We start from the raw sequence: 13787 nt of genomic DNA on the forward strand, positions 1-13787 counted from the left end.
CCGGGTCCGCCCGGCCGGCGGCTCGCGACACGCGCCGGACACGGTCGGGGAGGCGTGCCCGCCGGGCCATCGGTGACCACCGACCGGGCCGCCCCCCCGGCCCGCAAGCTTGAGCGGCGGGCCGCCCCGTGCCAGCCCGCCGCCCGGGCCGTTACGCCGAGAGTTGGTCGACCCGGGTGAGCACCTGGTCGATCAGGCCGTACTCGCGGGCCTGCTCCGCGGTGAACCACCGGTCCCGGTCCCAGTCCCGCTGGATCTCGTCCAGGGCCCGCCCGCTGTGCTGGGCGATCAGCTCCTGCATGGTGCGCTTGACGTGCAGCATGTTCTCCGCCTGGATGGTGATGTCGGCGGCCGTGCCGCCCATTCCGCCCGACGGCTGGTGCATCATGATCCGCGAGTGCGGCAGCGCGTACCGCTTCCCGGCCGTCCCCCCGCAGAGCAGGAACTGCCCCATCGAGCCGGCGAAGCCGAGCGCCAGGGTGGCCACGTCGTTGCGGATGTACCGCATCGTGTCGTACACGGCCAATCCGGCGCTGACCGAGCCGCCCGGTGAGTTGATGTAGAGGTGGATGTCCCGCTCGCTGTCCTCCGCGGCCAGCAGCAGGAGCTGCGCGCAGATCTGGTTGGCCGACTCGTCCGTGACCTCGGTGCCGAGGAAGACGATCCGCTCCCGCAGCAACCGCTGGAACACCTGGTCGCCGAAGGCCGGCTGCCCACCGTCCAGCATCCGTGCGTCGTACCCGATCATGTCGACCTCCGCCGCGCCGGTGGGCGACTTCGATCGCCCCGGGGACCGGCCCGTCCAGCGTGCGCCCGCCTGGGGCGGCGACCCCAACGCTTCTGCCGCTGGCAGATTCGCCGACGGCAGAACAGGGCGGGGCGTCAACAGCCGGGCGCCGCCGCTAGACGGCCACCGGCCGCCGCAGGCCCACCGCGACCCGCCCGCAGTGCACCAACCCGGTGGTACGCGGACCGACGGCGAGCGGCGCCCCGGGCAGCGCCCGGTGCACGTCGGCCCCCCGCCGGGCGCCGGCCAGCCGGTCGCCGTGCTGTTCCAGCTGGGCCAGCCGGTCGCCGTACCGGGGCAGCGGCAGAGCGACGGCGTGCGCCGCCACGGCCGCCCGGGGACCCACCGGGGTGCGCGGCTCGACCCGGCGCAGGTCGTCCCGGGCCTCCTCCAGCAGGTCGGACAGGCGGATCCCGAGGGCCCGGCAGATCGCCGCGAGCACCTCCGACGACGCCTCCTTGCGGCCCCGCTCGACCTCGGACAGATAGGGCAGCGACACGCCGGCCGCCTCGGCAACCTCACGCAGAGTGCGGCCCTGTCGCATCCTGATCCGGCGGAGCACCCCGCCGATGACCCGTCGCAGCAGTGACATGCGGTCTCACCCCCGGTCATCTCCGTCGACAGCCCCATCATGCCCGGTGCGGGACCGCCGGGCAGCCCCGGGCAGACGAGTCGGTGCGGCCGGACGCGTCCCGTCGGCACCCCGGGGTGCGGATCCCCGCGTACCGGCTATGTTGTGCACGTGCAGGCGACGGAGGCGGAGCGGGTCCCACGGTGATCCATTTTCCCGCGCAGCGGCGGGGCCCGCTGAGCGCGCTGAGCCTGCGCCTCGCCGCCGCCCTGGGCCTGGTCCTCGCCGTGGTCGCCGCGGTCTATCTCGACCGGGACGGCTACCGCGACGTCAACGAGGACGGCCTCACGCTCCTCGACTGCTTCTACTACGCGGTGGTCTCCCTCTCCACCACCGGCTACGGCGACATCACCCCGGCCGCACCGTCCGCGCGGCTGGTCAACGTCCTGTTCGTCACCCCGGCCCGGGTGCTCTTCCTGATCATCCTGGTCGGCACCACCCTGGAAGTCCTGACCGAGCAGTACCGGACCGGCCGGCGCCTGTCGCGGTGGAGGAGAAGCGTGAAGGACCACGTCATCATCTGCGGCTACGGCACCAAGGGCCGCAGCGCGGTCTCGGCGCTGGTGGAGAACGGCCTGGACAGGTCCCGGATCGTGGTGGTCGAGCGCAGCCCCGCCGCGCTGCGGCAGGCCACCTCGGCCGGGTTGGTCGCGATCGAGGGTTCGGCGACGCGTTCGTCGGTGCTGATCGAGGCGCACGTGAAGAACGCCAAGTCGGTGATCATCGCGACCGACAGTGACGACGCCTCGGTCCTGGTGGCGCTCACCGTCCGGCAGCTCACCGCCGGCCAGGTGCGGATCATCGCCGCGGTGCGGGAGGCCGAGAACGCGCCGCTGCTCAAGCAGAGCGGTGCCCACCACGTGATCGTCTCGTCCGCCACGGCGGGACGGCTGCTCGGGCTGTCGACCTCCGCGCCACCGCTGATCGATGTGGTGGAGGACCTGCTCACCCCGGGCCAGGGCATGGCGCTGGCCATGCGCTCGGCCGAGCGCAGCGAGGTGGGGCGTTCGCCGCGCGAGCTGGACTCCCTGGTCATCGCGCTGGTCCGCCGGGGCAAGGTGGTCACGCTCAGCGACCGGGCCGGCGCGGTGATCGAGACCGGCGACATGCTCGTGCACGTCCGTGACGACCGCCCTCAGCAGGCGAGCACCCCGGGCTGACTTGGCAGTTGACGCCGGCACCGGAGACCGGCGGTGGCTGGCGTCGCCGGGCCCGTGCCCTCCGGGCCCGTGCCCTCCGGGCCCGTGTCCGCCGCCGATCGACCTGCGACTACTGCGGTTTCGGTCAGTGGAGATTCATCCTGTCGGATCTTTTGTGACGGCGTGATGCCTGCTATCGTTTGGCCGCTTGGAATTGCCAATGGGCGTGGCATCCGATTTATGCCGGCGCCCCTTGATTGGCTCAGGCACGGGGGATCCAACCGAACGCACGGGGTGCACACATCATGCCTCGGCCTCGTCGTCATCTCTCCGTCCGGTCGACGCACCGCACGTCGGCAGTTTCGAGTACCTCGTTAATCGAACGACGGGAAGAAATTAGTGGCTGAAGTGGCAAACACCGCAGGAGTCCGGCGGCGGGCGGCGGGCATCATCGCCGGCCTCGCCCTCGGCAGCGCGGCGGTCGTCGCGCCGGGAACGGTCGTCCAGGCGGCTACCTCGAACGACGGCGTGCTCAAGCCGGCGAGTGACATCCGGGGCGAGAGCCGGACGACCTCGTCGAAGAACTTCCGGGCGGGCAAGTTCACCCCGCCCAGCCCCGGCGTCAAGGGCGACCTGCTCCCGTCGAAGCGCATCGTCGGCGGCTCCGAGGTCAACGTCGCGAACCACCCGTACGTCGTCGGCATCCTGACCTACGCGTCCGACGGCATCTACTGGTGCACCGGCACCGTCATCGCCCCGAACAAGGTGCTGACGGCGGCGCACTGCTCCGTGGACGTGCCGGGAACGACCCTGGTTCTCGCCGGAAAGAACCAACTGCTCGACGCCAACAACAACATCCCGCCCGGCGGGTACATCGGCGCGGTGGCGTCCACCTGGACCCACCAGGGCTACAACCTCGCCGCGCAGGAGAACGGGACCGCGACGGCCTTCCTGGACGACGTCTCGGTCCTGACCCTCAAGCAGGACCTCCCGTCGGCGTACCCGGCGATCACGCTGAGCGCCCAGGGCGACCAGGCGCCGTACGCGGCGGGCACCGCGGCGGACATTTTCGGCTACGGTCTGGCCGACGGCGACAACGACGACACGAAGCTGCGCAAGGCGACCGTGACGATGCAGTCGAACGCGGTCTGCGGCAACGTCGCGGGCCAGGCGTACGACGCCAACCGGATGATCTGCGCGGGGCCGGACAACGGCGCGGACACCTGCGATGGTGACTCCGGCGGGCCGATCCTGGTGAACGGCAAGCAGGTCGGCATCACCGACTGGGGCTACAGCCCGTGCGGCGACAAGCCGGGCTACTACGAGCGGATCAGCTACTACGCCGACTCGATCAACGCCGACCTGACCCGTCCGCCGCTGGTGAACGCCGACTGGACCGGCGACGGCCACACCGACCTGATGGCGCGGGACGCCGCCGGCAACCTGCGGCTGTATGTGGGCCGCGGGTTCTCCAACGACGGCAGGGGCGGCTTCTACGCCTCCGGGAACTTCAGCTCCGGCTGGGGCAGCGCCAAGCGGGTCTTCCGGGTCTACAACTGGAACGGCGACCGGACCCCCTCGCTGATGGAGGTGGACTCCGCCGGCGCGCTGTGGATCTACAACACCGACGGCCAGGGCAATGCTGTCGGCCAGCGCACGCGGATCGGCACCGGCTGGGGCAACTTCACCGCCCTCATGGTGACGAACAACTGGCTGGGCAACGGCCTGCCGAGCCTGATGGTTCGCAAGTCCAACGGCGAACTGTGGCGCTACACCAGCAACGGCGCGGGCGGATGGGTCAACCCGGCGGGCACCCGGATCGGCACCGGCTGGAACGGGTTCAACCTGTTCCTCACCCCGGGCGCCTGGAAGGGTGACGGCAAGGAGGTCCTGATCGGCCGCACCTCGACCGGCATCCTGAAGATGTACCAGACCGACCAGGCGGGCGGCTGGACCAACCCGTCCGGCACGCAGATCGGCAGCGGCTGGGGCGGCTTCAAGAACATCATCACGCCGGGCGACTGGAACGGCGACAACATGATGGACATGTTGGGCGTCAACAGCAGCAACCAGATGCGCCTCTACACCACCGACGGCTCCGGCAACTGGATCGACGCCAGCGGCAAGGTCATCTCCACCGGTTGGGGCAGCTTCAACCTGGTCTTCTGATCGACCGGGGTTTCCCCGCACCGACGAAAGGGCCCGCAACCTGCGAAGGTTGCGGGCCCTTTCCGTGTCGCGGGTGAGGCGGCGGCTCCGTGCCGCCGTCAGCGGCGGGTCAGCTGATCGTCCAGGTGTCGCCGCTGGCGAGCAGGCCGGCGAGCTGCTGCTCCGGGGTCTCGGTCACTGCGGCCTTCGCCGCCGCGACCTGCTCCTGCACCACGCTGTCGTAGGACGGGCGGTCGACCGAGCGGAACACGCCGATCGGGGTGTTCCGCAGGTCGAGCCCGGGCAGCCGGGACAGCGCGAACGCGTACGCCGGGTCGTTGACCGTCGCGTCGTGCACGACGATCTCCTCCGGGCGCACGGAGGCGGTCTCCAGCACCTTGAGGCCGAAGCCGCCCGGCGGGTGCACCACGCAGAACTGCCCGTCGGAGCCGAAGGTGATGGGCTGCCCGTGCTCCAGCCGGATCAAGAAGTCGTCCCGGGTGGCCGGCTCCTTGAGCTGCTCGAACGCGCCGTCGTTGAAGATGTTGCAGTTCTGGTAGATCTCCACGAACGCCGAGCCCTGGTGCTCCGCCGCCGCCCGCAGCACGGACTGGAGGTGCTTGCGGTCCGAGTCGATGGTGCGGCCGACGAAGCTGGCCTCCGCGCCCAGGGCGAGCGAGAGCGGGTTGAACGGCGCGTCCGCCGAGCCGGCCGGGGTCGACTTGGTGATCTTGCCGACCTCGGAGGTGGGCGAGTACTGCCCCTTCGTCAGACCGTAGATCCGGTTGTTGAACAGCAGGATCTTCAGGTTGACGTTGCGGCGCAGCGCGTGGATCAGGTGGTTGCCGCCGATCGACAGCGCGTCGCCGTCGCCGGTGACCACCCACACGGACAGGTCCGGGCGGGACACCGACAGGCCGGTGGCGATCGCCGGGGCGCGGCCGTGGATCGAGTGCATCCCGTAGGTGTTCATGTAGTACGGGAAGCGCGACGAACAGCCGATGCCGGAGACGAAGACCGTCCGCTCCCGGGGAATGTTCAGCTCCGGCATGAACTGCTGGATGGCGGCGAGGATCGCGTAGTCACCGCAGCCGGGGCACCAGCGCACCTCCTGGTCGGACTTGAAGTCCTTCGCGGTGAGCTTGAGGGCGATGGGCTCAGACATTCTTCAGGACCTCTTCCAACATCGTCTCCAGCTCGGCGGCGGTGAACGGCAGGCCGCGGACCTGGTTGTAGCCGATGGCGTCGACCAGGTACCTGGCCCGGATCACGTGGGCGAGCTGGCCGAGGTTCATCTCGGGGATGACCACCCGGTCGTAGGACCGCAGCACCTCGCCGAGGTTCGCCGGCATCGGGGACAGGTGCCGCAGGTGCGCCTGGGCGACGGGCAGGCCGCGCTGGCGCAGCCCCCGGCAGGCGGCGCCGATCGGCCCGTACGTCGAGCCCCAGCCGAGCACCAGCACCCGGGCGTCGCCGTCCGGGTCCTCCACCTCGACGTCCGGCACCGGGATCGTCTCGATCCGGGCCGCCCGGGTACGCACCATGAAGTCGTGGTTCGCCGGGTCGTACGAGATGTCGCCGGTCTTGTCGGCCTTCTCCAGGCCGCCGATCCGGTGTTCCAGCCCCGGCGTGCCGGGGACGGCCCACGGCCGGGCCAGGGTCTCCGGGTCCCGCAGGTACGGCAGGAAGGCGCCGTTCTCGCCGTTGGGCTCGGTGGCGAACTCGACCCGCAGGTCGGGCAGGGACTCCACGTCGGGCAGCAGCCACGGCTCGGAGCCGTTGGCGACGTAGTTGTCCGACAGCAGGATCACCGGGGTGCGGTACGTCAGCGCGATCCGGGCCGCCTCGATGGCCGCGTGGAAGCAGTCCGACGGCGACTTCGGGGCGATCACCGCGACGGGGGCCTCACCGTGCCGGCCGTACAGGGCTATGTTGAGGTCGGCCTGCTCGGTCTTGGTCGGCAGGCCCGTCGACGGGCCTGCCCGCTGCACGTCCACGATGACCAGCGGCAGTTCCAGCGCCACCGCGAGCGAGATCGTCTCGCTCTTGAGCGCCACGCCGGGGCCGCTGGTGGTGGTGATGCCGAGCGATCCGCCGTATGACGCGCCGAGCGCCGCGCCGACGGCGGCGATCTCGTCCTCGGCCTGCATGGTGACCACGCCGAGCCGCTTGTGCTTGCTCAGCTCGTGCAGGATGTCCGACGCCGGGGTGATCGGGTACGCCCCGAGGAACACCGGCAGGCCGGAGCGCACGCCGGCGGCCACCAGGCCCAGCGACAGCGCCGCGTTGCCGGTGATGTTCCGGTACGTGCCCGGCAGCATCTTCGCCGGCTTCACCTCGTAGCGCACCGAGAACGAGTCGGTCGTCTCGCCGAAGTTCCAGCCGGCCTTGAAGGCCGCGATGTTCGCCGCGACCAACTCGGGACGCTTGGCGAACTTGCGCTCCAGGAAGCGCAGGGTCGAGGAGTACGGGCGGGAATACATCCAGGACAGGAGGCCGAGGGCGAACATGTTCTTGGCCCGCTCGGCGTCTTTCTTGGACACCTTGGTCTCGGCGAGCGCCCGGACCGTCATCGAGGTGAGGGCGACCGGGTGCACCACGTAGCCGGCGAGGGAGTCGTCGTCCAGCGGGCTGGACTGGTATCCCACCTTGGCCAGGTTGCGCTTGGTGAACTCGTCGGTGTTGACGATGATGTCGGCACCGCGCGGCAGGTCGGCCAGGTTGGCCTTGAGCGCGGCCGGGTTCATCGCCACCAGCACGTTCGGCGCGTCACCCGGGGTGAGGATGTCGTAGTCGGCGAAGTGCACCTGGAAGCTCGACACGCCCGGCAGGGTGCCTGCGGGGGCGCGGATCTCGGCCGGGAAGTTGGGCAACGTGGAGATGTCGTTGCCCAGCTGCGCCGTCTCCGAGGTGAACCGGTCGCCGGTCAGCTGCATGCCGTCGCCGGAGTCCCCGGCGAACCGGATGACCACCCGGTCGAGTTGACGGATCTGCTTGGTCACGCCTGAACCTCGCTTCGCTCGGCGCGGTGGCGCGGGCGACTGAACCTGATGGTGACCTCGCCTCGCCCGGCCACGCGACCTCCTTGACGCACCGCTGCCCCGCACCGCCCGTGGCTGGTCCGGTCCGCTGTAGTTCCTCACCCGAGAGCCTACGTCGATTGGGGGGCCGAACTCGCCCTGTGGTCCGCCGACTGGGATCAAATTCGGTGCGGTTATGCCCTGTTTGATGCCGTTTTGGCCCGCCCGCCGTAATCAGGATCACCGGGCCGCCCGCCCCGCCGTCGTCGTCCGGTGGGGGACCGCGGCCGGCCCCGGCCCGGGGCGACCGGGGCCGGGCGGTCGGCGGCGGGCCCCGGTCAGTCCGACGGGGCCGGCGCGGGGGCGGGGCCGACCGGGCCGGCGAGCCGGCGGCGAAGAGAGGTGGTGGCCAGCGCGAGCGCCAGCACGACCAACAGCACGGAGACCACGATCAGGATGACCGCGCTGCGCTGCACCGAGGTGAGACCGCCGGCCGGGTCCGGGCCCGCGCCGGCCGCGGCCAGCACACCCTGGGAGCCGGCCGGGGCGGGGGTGGCGATCGGGGTGGACATGGCGGCCGCCGCCGTGATCCGGAAGCTCATCTGGAGCTGCCGGGCCTGCCCGCTGCGCGGGTCGACCCGGCCGATCACGGCGCCGGCCAGCGGCGCTTCCCGCTGGGCCTCGGCGGTCGCGCTCACCGGGAGCCGGAGGGTGACGGTGCCGCCGGCCGGCACCGTGCCGACGTCGCAGCGGGTACGGGCGGGGCTCGGCGCGGTGCAGCCGGGGGGCGGGGCCGGCACGGTCACCCCGGCGGGCAGGACCACCTCGACCCGGCCGGCGGCATCGACCTTGCCCGTGTTGCCCAGCCGGACGTCCAGCTCGCTGGCGGCCCCGCTGATGTCGAAGGCCACCCCGTCGGCGTCCAGGGAGATGCCCGGCACGGGCGGCCCCGGCGGGAAGAGCACCGCGAAGCCCTCGTTGTCCTCGGCCGAGCCGGCCACGCCGGGGGCGCTCGCGCTCACCCGGACCGCGCCGCTGAGCGGCATCTGCCGCCAGGCGGCGCCGTCGACGCGCACCTTGATCAGGGTGCTGAACCGGTCGCCGGGCGCGGTCTGCCACCCGCCGCAGTGGTGCCCGCCGCCGCCGGCCTCGGCGCACCCGGGGGTGCCGGCGTCGGTCAGGCCCGCCGGGAGGCGGTACGAGAGCCGGATCAGCTCTGCCACCTCGCCGGTGTTGGTCACGGTGACCCGCAGGGTGGTCGTCGTGTCCGCCGCGTTCCAGTACGCCTCGGTCAGCGTGACGTCCTCGGTGCTGACCCGCACGCCGAGCCAGCCCGGCGCCGGTGCGTCCGGGCCGGGAGCCGACGGGCGGGGCGGCGGGGCGGAGGTCGCCGGGGGTGGCGGCGTGGTGGCACCCGGAGCGGCGGTGGCCGGAGCCGGGTCGACGGGCCCGGCCGGAGCGGTGGCCCCGGGGTCGGTGGGCGTGGGCTCCGGAGCGTTGGTCTCCGAGGGCGGCGGCACGGTCGGCGGCGCCTCGGTGGGCGCCGGGTCGGTCGCGGCGGGCTCGACCGGAGGCGTCTCGTCGCCGGGCTCCCCGGCCGGGTCCCCGGGCGGGTCGGCCTCCAGGGCCGTCGTGTGGGCCACGGTGGGAGCGGCGATGGCCCAGCCGGGCAGCGCCGCGACACCGAACGAGAGGGACGCCGCGAGCAGCACTGCGACACGTCGGTCGGCTGCCCGCCGAACGGGGCGTACGTCCACGCGGGCCATCTCTCTTTCGGGACCATCAGGGCGAATTCATTATTCGGCAATAGTTGCCACAGGACACCAGTCTCATCGGGAAACAGTTCCGTAACGTGTCCGGCACGGAGCCGGGCGGGGCGCGGTAGGCTGACCCACCGTGACCGGCTACCTGGGCTCGTACGCGACGCTCGGGCTGTTGCTGCTCGCCAGCGTCCTCTTCTTCGTCGTGGCGTTCGCCGCCAACCGGGTGCTACGCCCCGCCCGCCCGGCCGACCCGATCGGCAAGCGGGCCACCTACGAGTGCGGCCTAGACCCGGTGGGCGGCGACTGGGCGCAGATGCAGATTCGCTACTACGTCTACGCATACCTCTACGTGCTGTTCGCCGTCGAGGCGGTCTTCCTCTTCCCGTGGGCGGTGGTCTTCGACCGGCCCGGCTTCGGGCTGGTCACGGTGGCCGAGATGGGGATCTTCGTGGCCGTGCTGGCGCTAGGCATCCTCTACGCCTGGCGCCGCAACATCCTTCGCTGGACCTGAGCCCACCAAAAATCGGCGGCGACGGTCGGGGTCGTTGCTCTTGGCGGCGGGTTCCGGGGCTGACGCCAGTAGCCGTGCGGTGACGTTGACATGGGGATTGCGGTTAAAGCTGCTTCGTGTGCCCGGGTAGCTCCGCGTCAGCGATGCCGGCGAGGATGTCCCCCAGCGAGAGCGGCTGGTCCACCAGGCACGCGCCATTGGACAACAGCAGCGCCGGCACCTTCGTGGTGAGCTCGGCCTCGCTCAGCACCCCGGCCAGGGCGCACAGCGCCTCCCCCTGCGCGCGGATGCGTTCCCGCAAGCCCGTCTCGCCGCCTGCGAGCGCGATGACGCGTTCCAGCGTCCACGGGTCCTGGGACGGGCGGTTGTCGTACGTCGAGATCGTCCCCGACGCGACCGCAACGACGGTGCTGATGGTGGCCGCGCTGACGAGGGAGACGTGGGCCAGGATCTGCTCGGTGTTCCACTCGCCGGGCGGCGGTACGGCTCGGGGATTGGCGGCCAGCAGCGCGTCGTAGGCCTGCCGGAGCGGGTCGGTGTTCATCGGGTCGGGTTCCTTTCAGGCGTGCGCGCGGTCATCTCCCACGGCTGCTGCGGAAGCGTGTCGCCGGTCTCCAGGAGGGACTTCAGGTTCGACAGGACGGCAGGCCAGCCGCTCGAGATGCCGTTGAACATGTCGAGGTTGGCGAGGTTTTCGTGCGTCACCGTGAGGCGCACGATGTCCTGGTGCGGTTCGACGAGGAACGTGACGACCGACGGCTCCCGATTCTCGAACGGGGTGTCCTCGAAGGTGATGACCAGGCGGCTCGGCGGCTCGGCGGTGAGCACCTTACCCACGGCGTCGGCGACGCCCGATCCGTCGGTGCGCTGGTGCTCCCACGTTGAGCCGGGCTGCCAGTCGGAGAGGTTGGCGTGGCCCCAGTACCGCGCCGTCAGGTCGGCGTCGGTGAGCGCCCGCCATGCCTGCTCAGCGGTGGCGCGGATGTAGGTGACGTATACGTACGTCGGTACGGACGTCATGGCGTGCTCCTCTGCTTGGTGTTTGATGGCGCTGAGTGCACGCAGTCGGGGCTTGTCGAACCCGGAGATCCAGCGTTCTTCGATCTCGTGGATCGGTGCAGGGTTCAGGTAGTGCAGGCGCTCCCGCCCCCGTCGCACGACGGTGACGAGATTGGCCCGCACGAGGATGTCGAGGTGCTGGGTGGCCGACTGACGGGCCATAACCAGGTGCTCGCAGAGTTCGCGCAGCGTCTGGCCGTTGCGTTCGCGGAGGCGGTCGAGCAGGAGTCGCCTCGTCGGGTCGGCCAGCGCCTTGAAGACCAGCTCCGTCTCACTCACGCCTCATTATGCAGGCATTCACCTGCCTAATGCAAACTTGAACCCGGGTCGCCGTACAGCCTCGGCGCGCACTCATTTGCCGCGATCCGAGCGCGACCTGCCTTATCGGTAACAGAACGTAAAGGCGCCAGGGCGCCGCACCAGGTCTTGATCCGTCCTGGCTGACGTGGATTCTGCCGGCCTTCCTGGACCTGAGCCCGGGCCCGGCGGGCGCTCAGGCCAGGCCGCGTCGGGTGGCCGCCGGCGGGCGGTCGCCCCGGATCGACGCCACCATGTCCAGCACCCGGCGGGTGGGCAGCACCTGGTGGGCGCGAAACACCCGGGCGCCCAGCCAGGCCGACACCGCGGTCGCCGCGAGGGTGCCCTCCAGCCGCTCGGCGACCGGCAGGTCCAGCGTCTCGCCGATGAAGTCCTTGTTGGACAGCGCCACGAGGAGCGGCCAGCCCGTGCCGGACAGCTCGGCGAGCCGGCGGGTGATTTCCAACGAGTGCCGGGTGTTCTTGCCGAAGTCGTGTGCCGGGTCGATGAGGACGCCGTCGGGGCGTACCCCCAGGGCGACCGCGCGCTCGGCGAGGCCGGTCACCGTCGCGACCACGTCGGCCACCACGTCGTCGAAGGCGGCCCGGTGCGGGCGGGTGCGCGGCGCGAGCCCGCCGGCGTGCGAGCAGACCAGCCCGGCGCCGGTCTCGGCGGCGACCCGGGCGAGTGCCGGGTCCGCGCCGGACCAGGTGTCGTTGAGCAGGTCGGCGCCGGCCGCGACCGCCTCCACCGCCACCTCGGCCCGCCAGGTGTCGATGGAGATCACCACGTCCGGGAAGGCGGCCCGGACGGCGGCGATCGTGTCCACCGTGCGGCGGATCTCCTCGGCCACGTCCACCTCGTCGCCGGGGCCGGCCTTCACCCCGCCGATGTCGATGATCTCCGCCCCGTCGGTGACCGCCCGCTCCACGGCGCGCAGCGCGCTGTCCTGGGCGAAGGTGGCACCCCGGTCGAAGAACGAGTCCGGGGTGCGGTTGACGATGGCCATCACCGCCAGCTCGCCCGGCGCGAACGTGCGACTTCCGAGCCGAAACGCCCCGGTCATGCTCGCCTCCCGATCTCGCCACGGCCGCGCGACCCGGCCCGCTCTGCGACGCTAGCCGGTCGGCCGGCGTCCGGTCCGCCCGGCACGGCCCACAGATCCGCACCGATCTGTGGGAGGACTGCCCGGCGGGGTCGCTCCCGGCCCGTCGGCGTGCCACGATCTCCTACATGGGTCAGGTGCTGCTCCTGCTGGTCGTCGCGCTCACCGTCGCGGCGGTGGTCTTCGGGGTGACGGTGCTGGTCACCGGCCGCGATCCCGGCCTGGTGCCGGTCGAGCCGGACGGGCGGGCGGTCCCGCTGCCCGCCAGCCGGCCGCTGCGCGAGTCCGACGTGGGCGACGTCCGTTTCGACACGGCGACGCGGGGGTACCGGATGGCCCAGGTCGATCAGGCGCTGCGCCGGACGGCCTACGACATCGGGTACAAGTCCGAGCTGATCGGCGTGCTGGAGGCGGAGGTCACCGCGTTGCGTGAGGGACGGGCCGCGGACGCCGACGAGCTGCGCCGCACCCGCGAGCAGGCGGCGGCCGCCGCCGAGACGGCCGACACCACCCCCGCCGGCGACCTGGTGGAGGCCGTGCCGGCCGCCGCCGACGGGCGGACCCCGGTGTCCGGCGACGCCGACGAGCCGGCAACCGCGGGTGTTGACGCCGACGAGCCGGCAACGGTGTCCGTCGACGAGCCGGCAACGGTGGGCCCGGTCGACGAGCCGGCAACGGTGCCCGCGCGGGCCGCCGCCGACGACGCCCCGAAGCAGGCCCCGGCCGGGGCCGGCGAGTCGGCGGACCCGGCAGGTGGGCGGGGGCCGACGGTCTGGTCGGAGCCGGCGTGACCGGCGGGGCCGACGGCGAGGGCCTGGGCGAGGTGGCCCAGCCCGGCGCGGGGGAGGTCACCGCGACGGTCATCGTCAACGCCCCGGCCGAGCGGGTGTTCGCCGCCCTCGTCGCGTGGGAGCGGCAGTCCGACTGGATCCCGTTCACCAAGGTCAAGGTGGTCGAGGGCGACGGTGGCGAGGGCAGCCTCGTGGAGGCGGTCACCGCGCTGGGGCCGGCGGTCCTGCGGGACGAGATGCGGGTGGTGCGGGTCGACGCGCCCTACGAGGTCGGCGTGGTGCACTGCGGCCGGCTGCTGCGCGGTCCCGGGGTGCTGCGCTGCACCCAGATCGAGGGCGGCCGGACGCAGGTGGTCTGGCACGAGTGGTTCCACCTCCCAGGCGGCACCGCCGGCCGGGTGGCCTGGCCGGTGCTCTGGCCCGGCTCCAAGGTCAGCCTCACCCAGGCGTTGAAGAGGTTCGGCCGGCTGGTCGAGCAGGGCCGCCTGCCCTGACGGCCGGCCCGGGCGCCCGCCAGGTCGGTGACAACGCGGTTT

12 protein-coding genes and 1 pseudogene are annotated in these 13787 nt (G+C 72.0%); 5 read left to right on the forward strand and 8 right to left on the reverse strand.

Translation table 11 applies throughout. The annotated features are described in order from the left end of the window. Window positions 1-151: 151 nt before the first annotated feature. Entirely contained in the window at window positions 152-748 is a 597-nt protein-coding gene (locus GVV04_RS18895; RefSeq protein WP_161689315.1) for a ClpP family protease, read from the reverse strand. Between the two features lie 208 nt (window positions 749-956). Beyond that, window positions 957-1379, reverse strand: a pseudogene (locus GVV04_RS33235) (helix-turn-helix domain-containing protein); the annotation flags it as partial. 182 nt (window positions 1380-1561) lie between these two features. Between GVV04_RS33235 and GVV04_RS18905 the strand changes: the two are divergent. Beyond that, window positions 1562-2578, forward strand: coding sequence for a potassium channel family protein (locus tag GVV04_RS18905; protein WP_161689316.1), 1017 nt, complete (start codon window positions 1562-1564; stop codon window positions 2576-2578). 378 nt (window positions 2579-2956) lie between these two features. Beyond that, window positions 2957-4726 carry a trypsin-like serine protease gene (locus tag GVV04_RS18910; RefSeq protein ID WP_161689317.1) on the forward strand — a complete coding sequence of 590 codons (1770 nt, stop codon included), beginning with the start codon at window positions 2957-2959 and terminating at the stop codon, window positions 4724-4726. 109 nt (window positions 4727-4835) lie between these two features. Here GVV04_RS18910 and GVV04_RS18915 read toward each other — a convergent pair whose 3' ends face one another. The 3 genes from GVV04_RS18915 to GVV04_RS18925 form a co-directional block, all read right to left on the reverse strand. Further along, window positions 4836-5870, reverse strand: coding sequence for a 2-oxoacid:ferredoxin oxidoreductase subunit beta (locus tag GVV04_RS18915; RefSeq protein ID WP_161689318.1), 1035 nt, complete (start codon window positions 5868-5870; stop codon window positions 4836-4838). Continuing rightward, window positions 5863-7707: a 2-oxoacid:acceptor oxidoreductase subunit alpha gene (locus GVV04_RS18920; protein ID WP_161689319.1), complete on the reverse strand. Its 1845-nt coding sequence runs from the start codon at window positions 7705-7707 to the stop codon at window positions 5863-5865. Before GVV04_RS18920 ends, GVV04_RS18915 begins: the two co-directional genes overlap by 8 nt. Window positions 7708-8063: 356 nt before the next feature. Continuing rightward, window positions 8064-9491 carry a hypothetical protein gene (locus GVV04_RS18925; protein WP_161689320.1) on the reverse strand — a complete coding sequence of 476 codons (1428 nt, stop codon included), beginning with the start codon at window positions 9489-9491 and terminating at the stop codon, window positions 8064-8066. Between the two features lie 130 nt (window positions 9492-9621). On the opposite strand from GVV04_RS18925, the gene ndhC reads away from it, so the two are divergent. Next, window positions 9622-9999: an NADH-quinone oxidoreductase subunit A gene (gene ndhC / locus GVV04_RS18930; protein ID WP_161689321.1), complete on the forward strand. Its 378-nt coding sequence runs from the start codon at window positions 9622-9624 to the stop codon at window positions 9997-9999. 103 nt (window positions 10000-10102) lie between these two features. Here ndhC and GVV04_RS18935 read toward each other — a convergent pair whose 3' ends face one another. The 3 genes from GVV04_RS18935 to folP form a co-directional block, all read right to left on the reverse strand. Then, window positions 10103-10543: a hypothetical protein gene (locus tag GVV04_RS18935; RefSeq protein WP_161689322.1), complete on the reverse strand. Its 441-nt coding sequence runs from the start codon at window positions 10541-10543 to the stop codon at window positions 10103-10105. Then, window positions 10540-11337, reverse strand: a complete 798-nt coding sequence (locus tag GVV04_RS18940) for an ArsR/SmtB family transcription factor (RefSeq protein ID WP_161689323.1) — start codon at window positions 11335-11337, stop codon at window positions 10540-10542. Before GVV04_RS18940 ends, GVV04_RS18935 begins: the two co-directional genes overlap by 4 nt. A gap of 214 nt (window positions 11338-11551) precedes the next feature. Next, window positions 11552-12421, reverse strand: coding sequence for a dihydropteroate synthase (gene folP, locus GVV04_RS18945; RefSeq protein WP_161689324.1), 870 nt, complete (start codon window positions 12419-12421; stop codon window positions 11552-11554). 167 nt (window positions 12422-12588) lie between these two features. Between folP and GVV04_RS18950 the strand changes: the two genes are divergently transcribed. Further along, window positions 12589-13251: a DivIVA domain-containing protein gene (locus GVV04_RS18950; RefSeq protein ID WP_161689325.1), complete on the forward strand. Its 663-nt coding sequence runs from the start codon at window positions 12589-12591 to the stop codon at window positions 13249-13251. Next, window positions 13248-13745, forward strand: a complete 498-nt coding sequence (locus GVV04_RS18955) for an SRPBCC family protein (RefSeq protein WP_161689326.1) — start codon at window positions 13248-13250, stop codon at window positions 13743-13745. Before GVV04_RS18950 ends, GVV04_RS18955 begins: the two co-directional genes overlap by 4 nt. Window positions 13746-13787: the final 42 nt, after the last annotated feature.

Origin of the sequence: Micromonospora rubida (assembly GCF_009908295.1) — a bacterium.
Classification (GTDB): domain Bacteria; phylum Actinomycetota; class Actinomycetes; order Mycobacteriales; family Micromonosporaceae; genus Micromonospora; species Micromonospora rubida.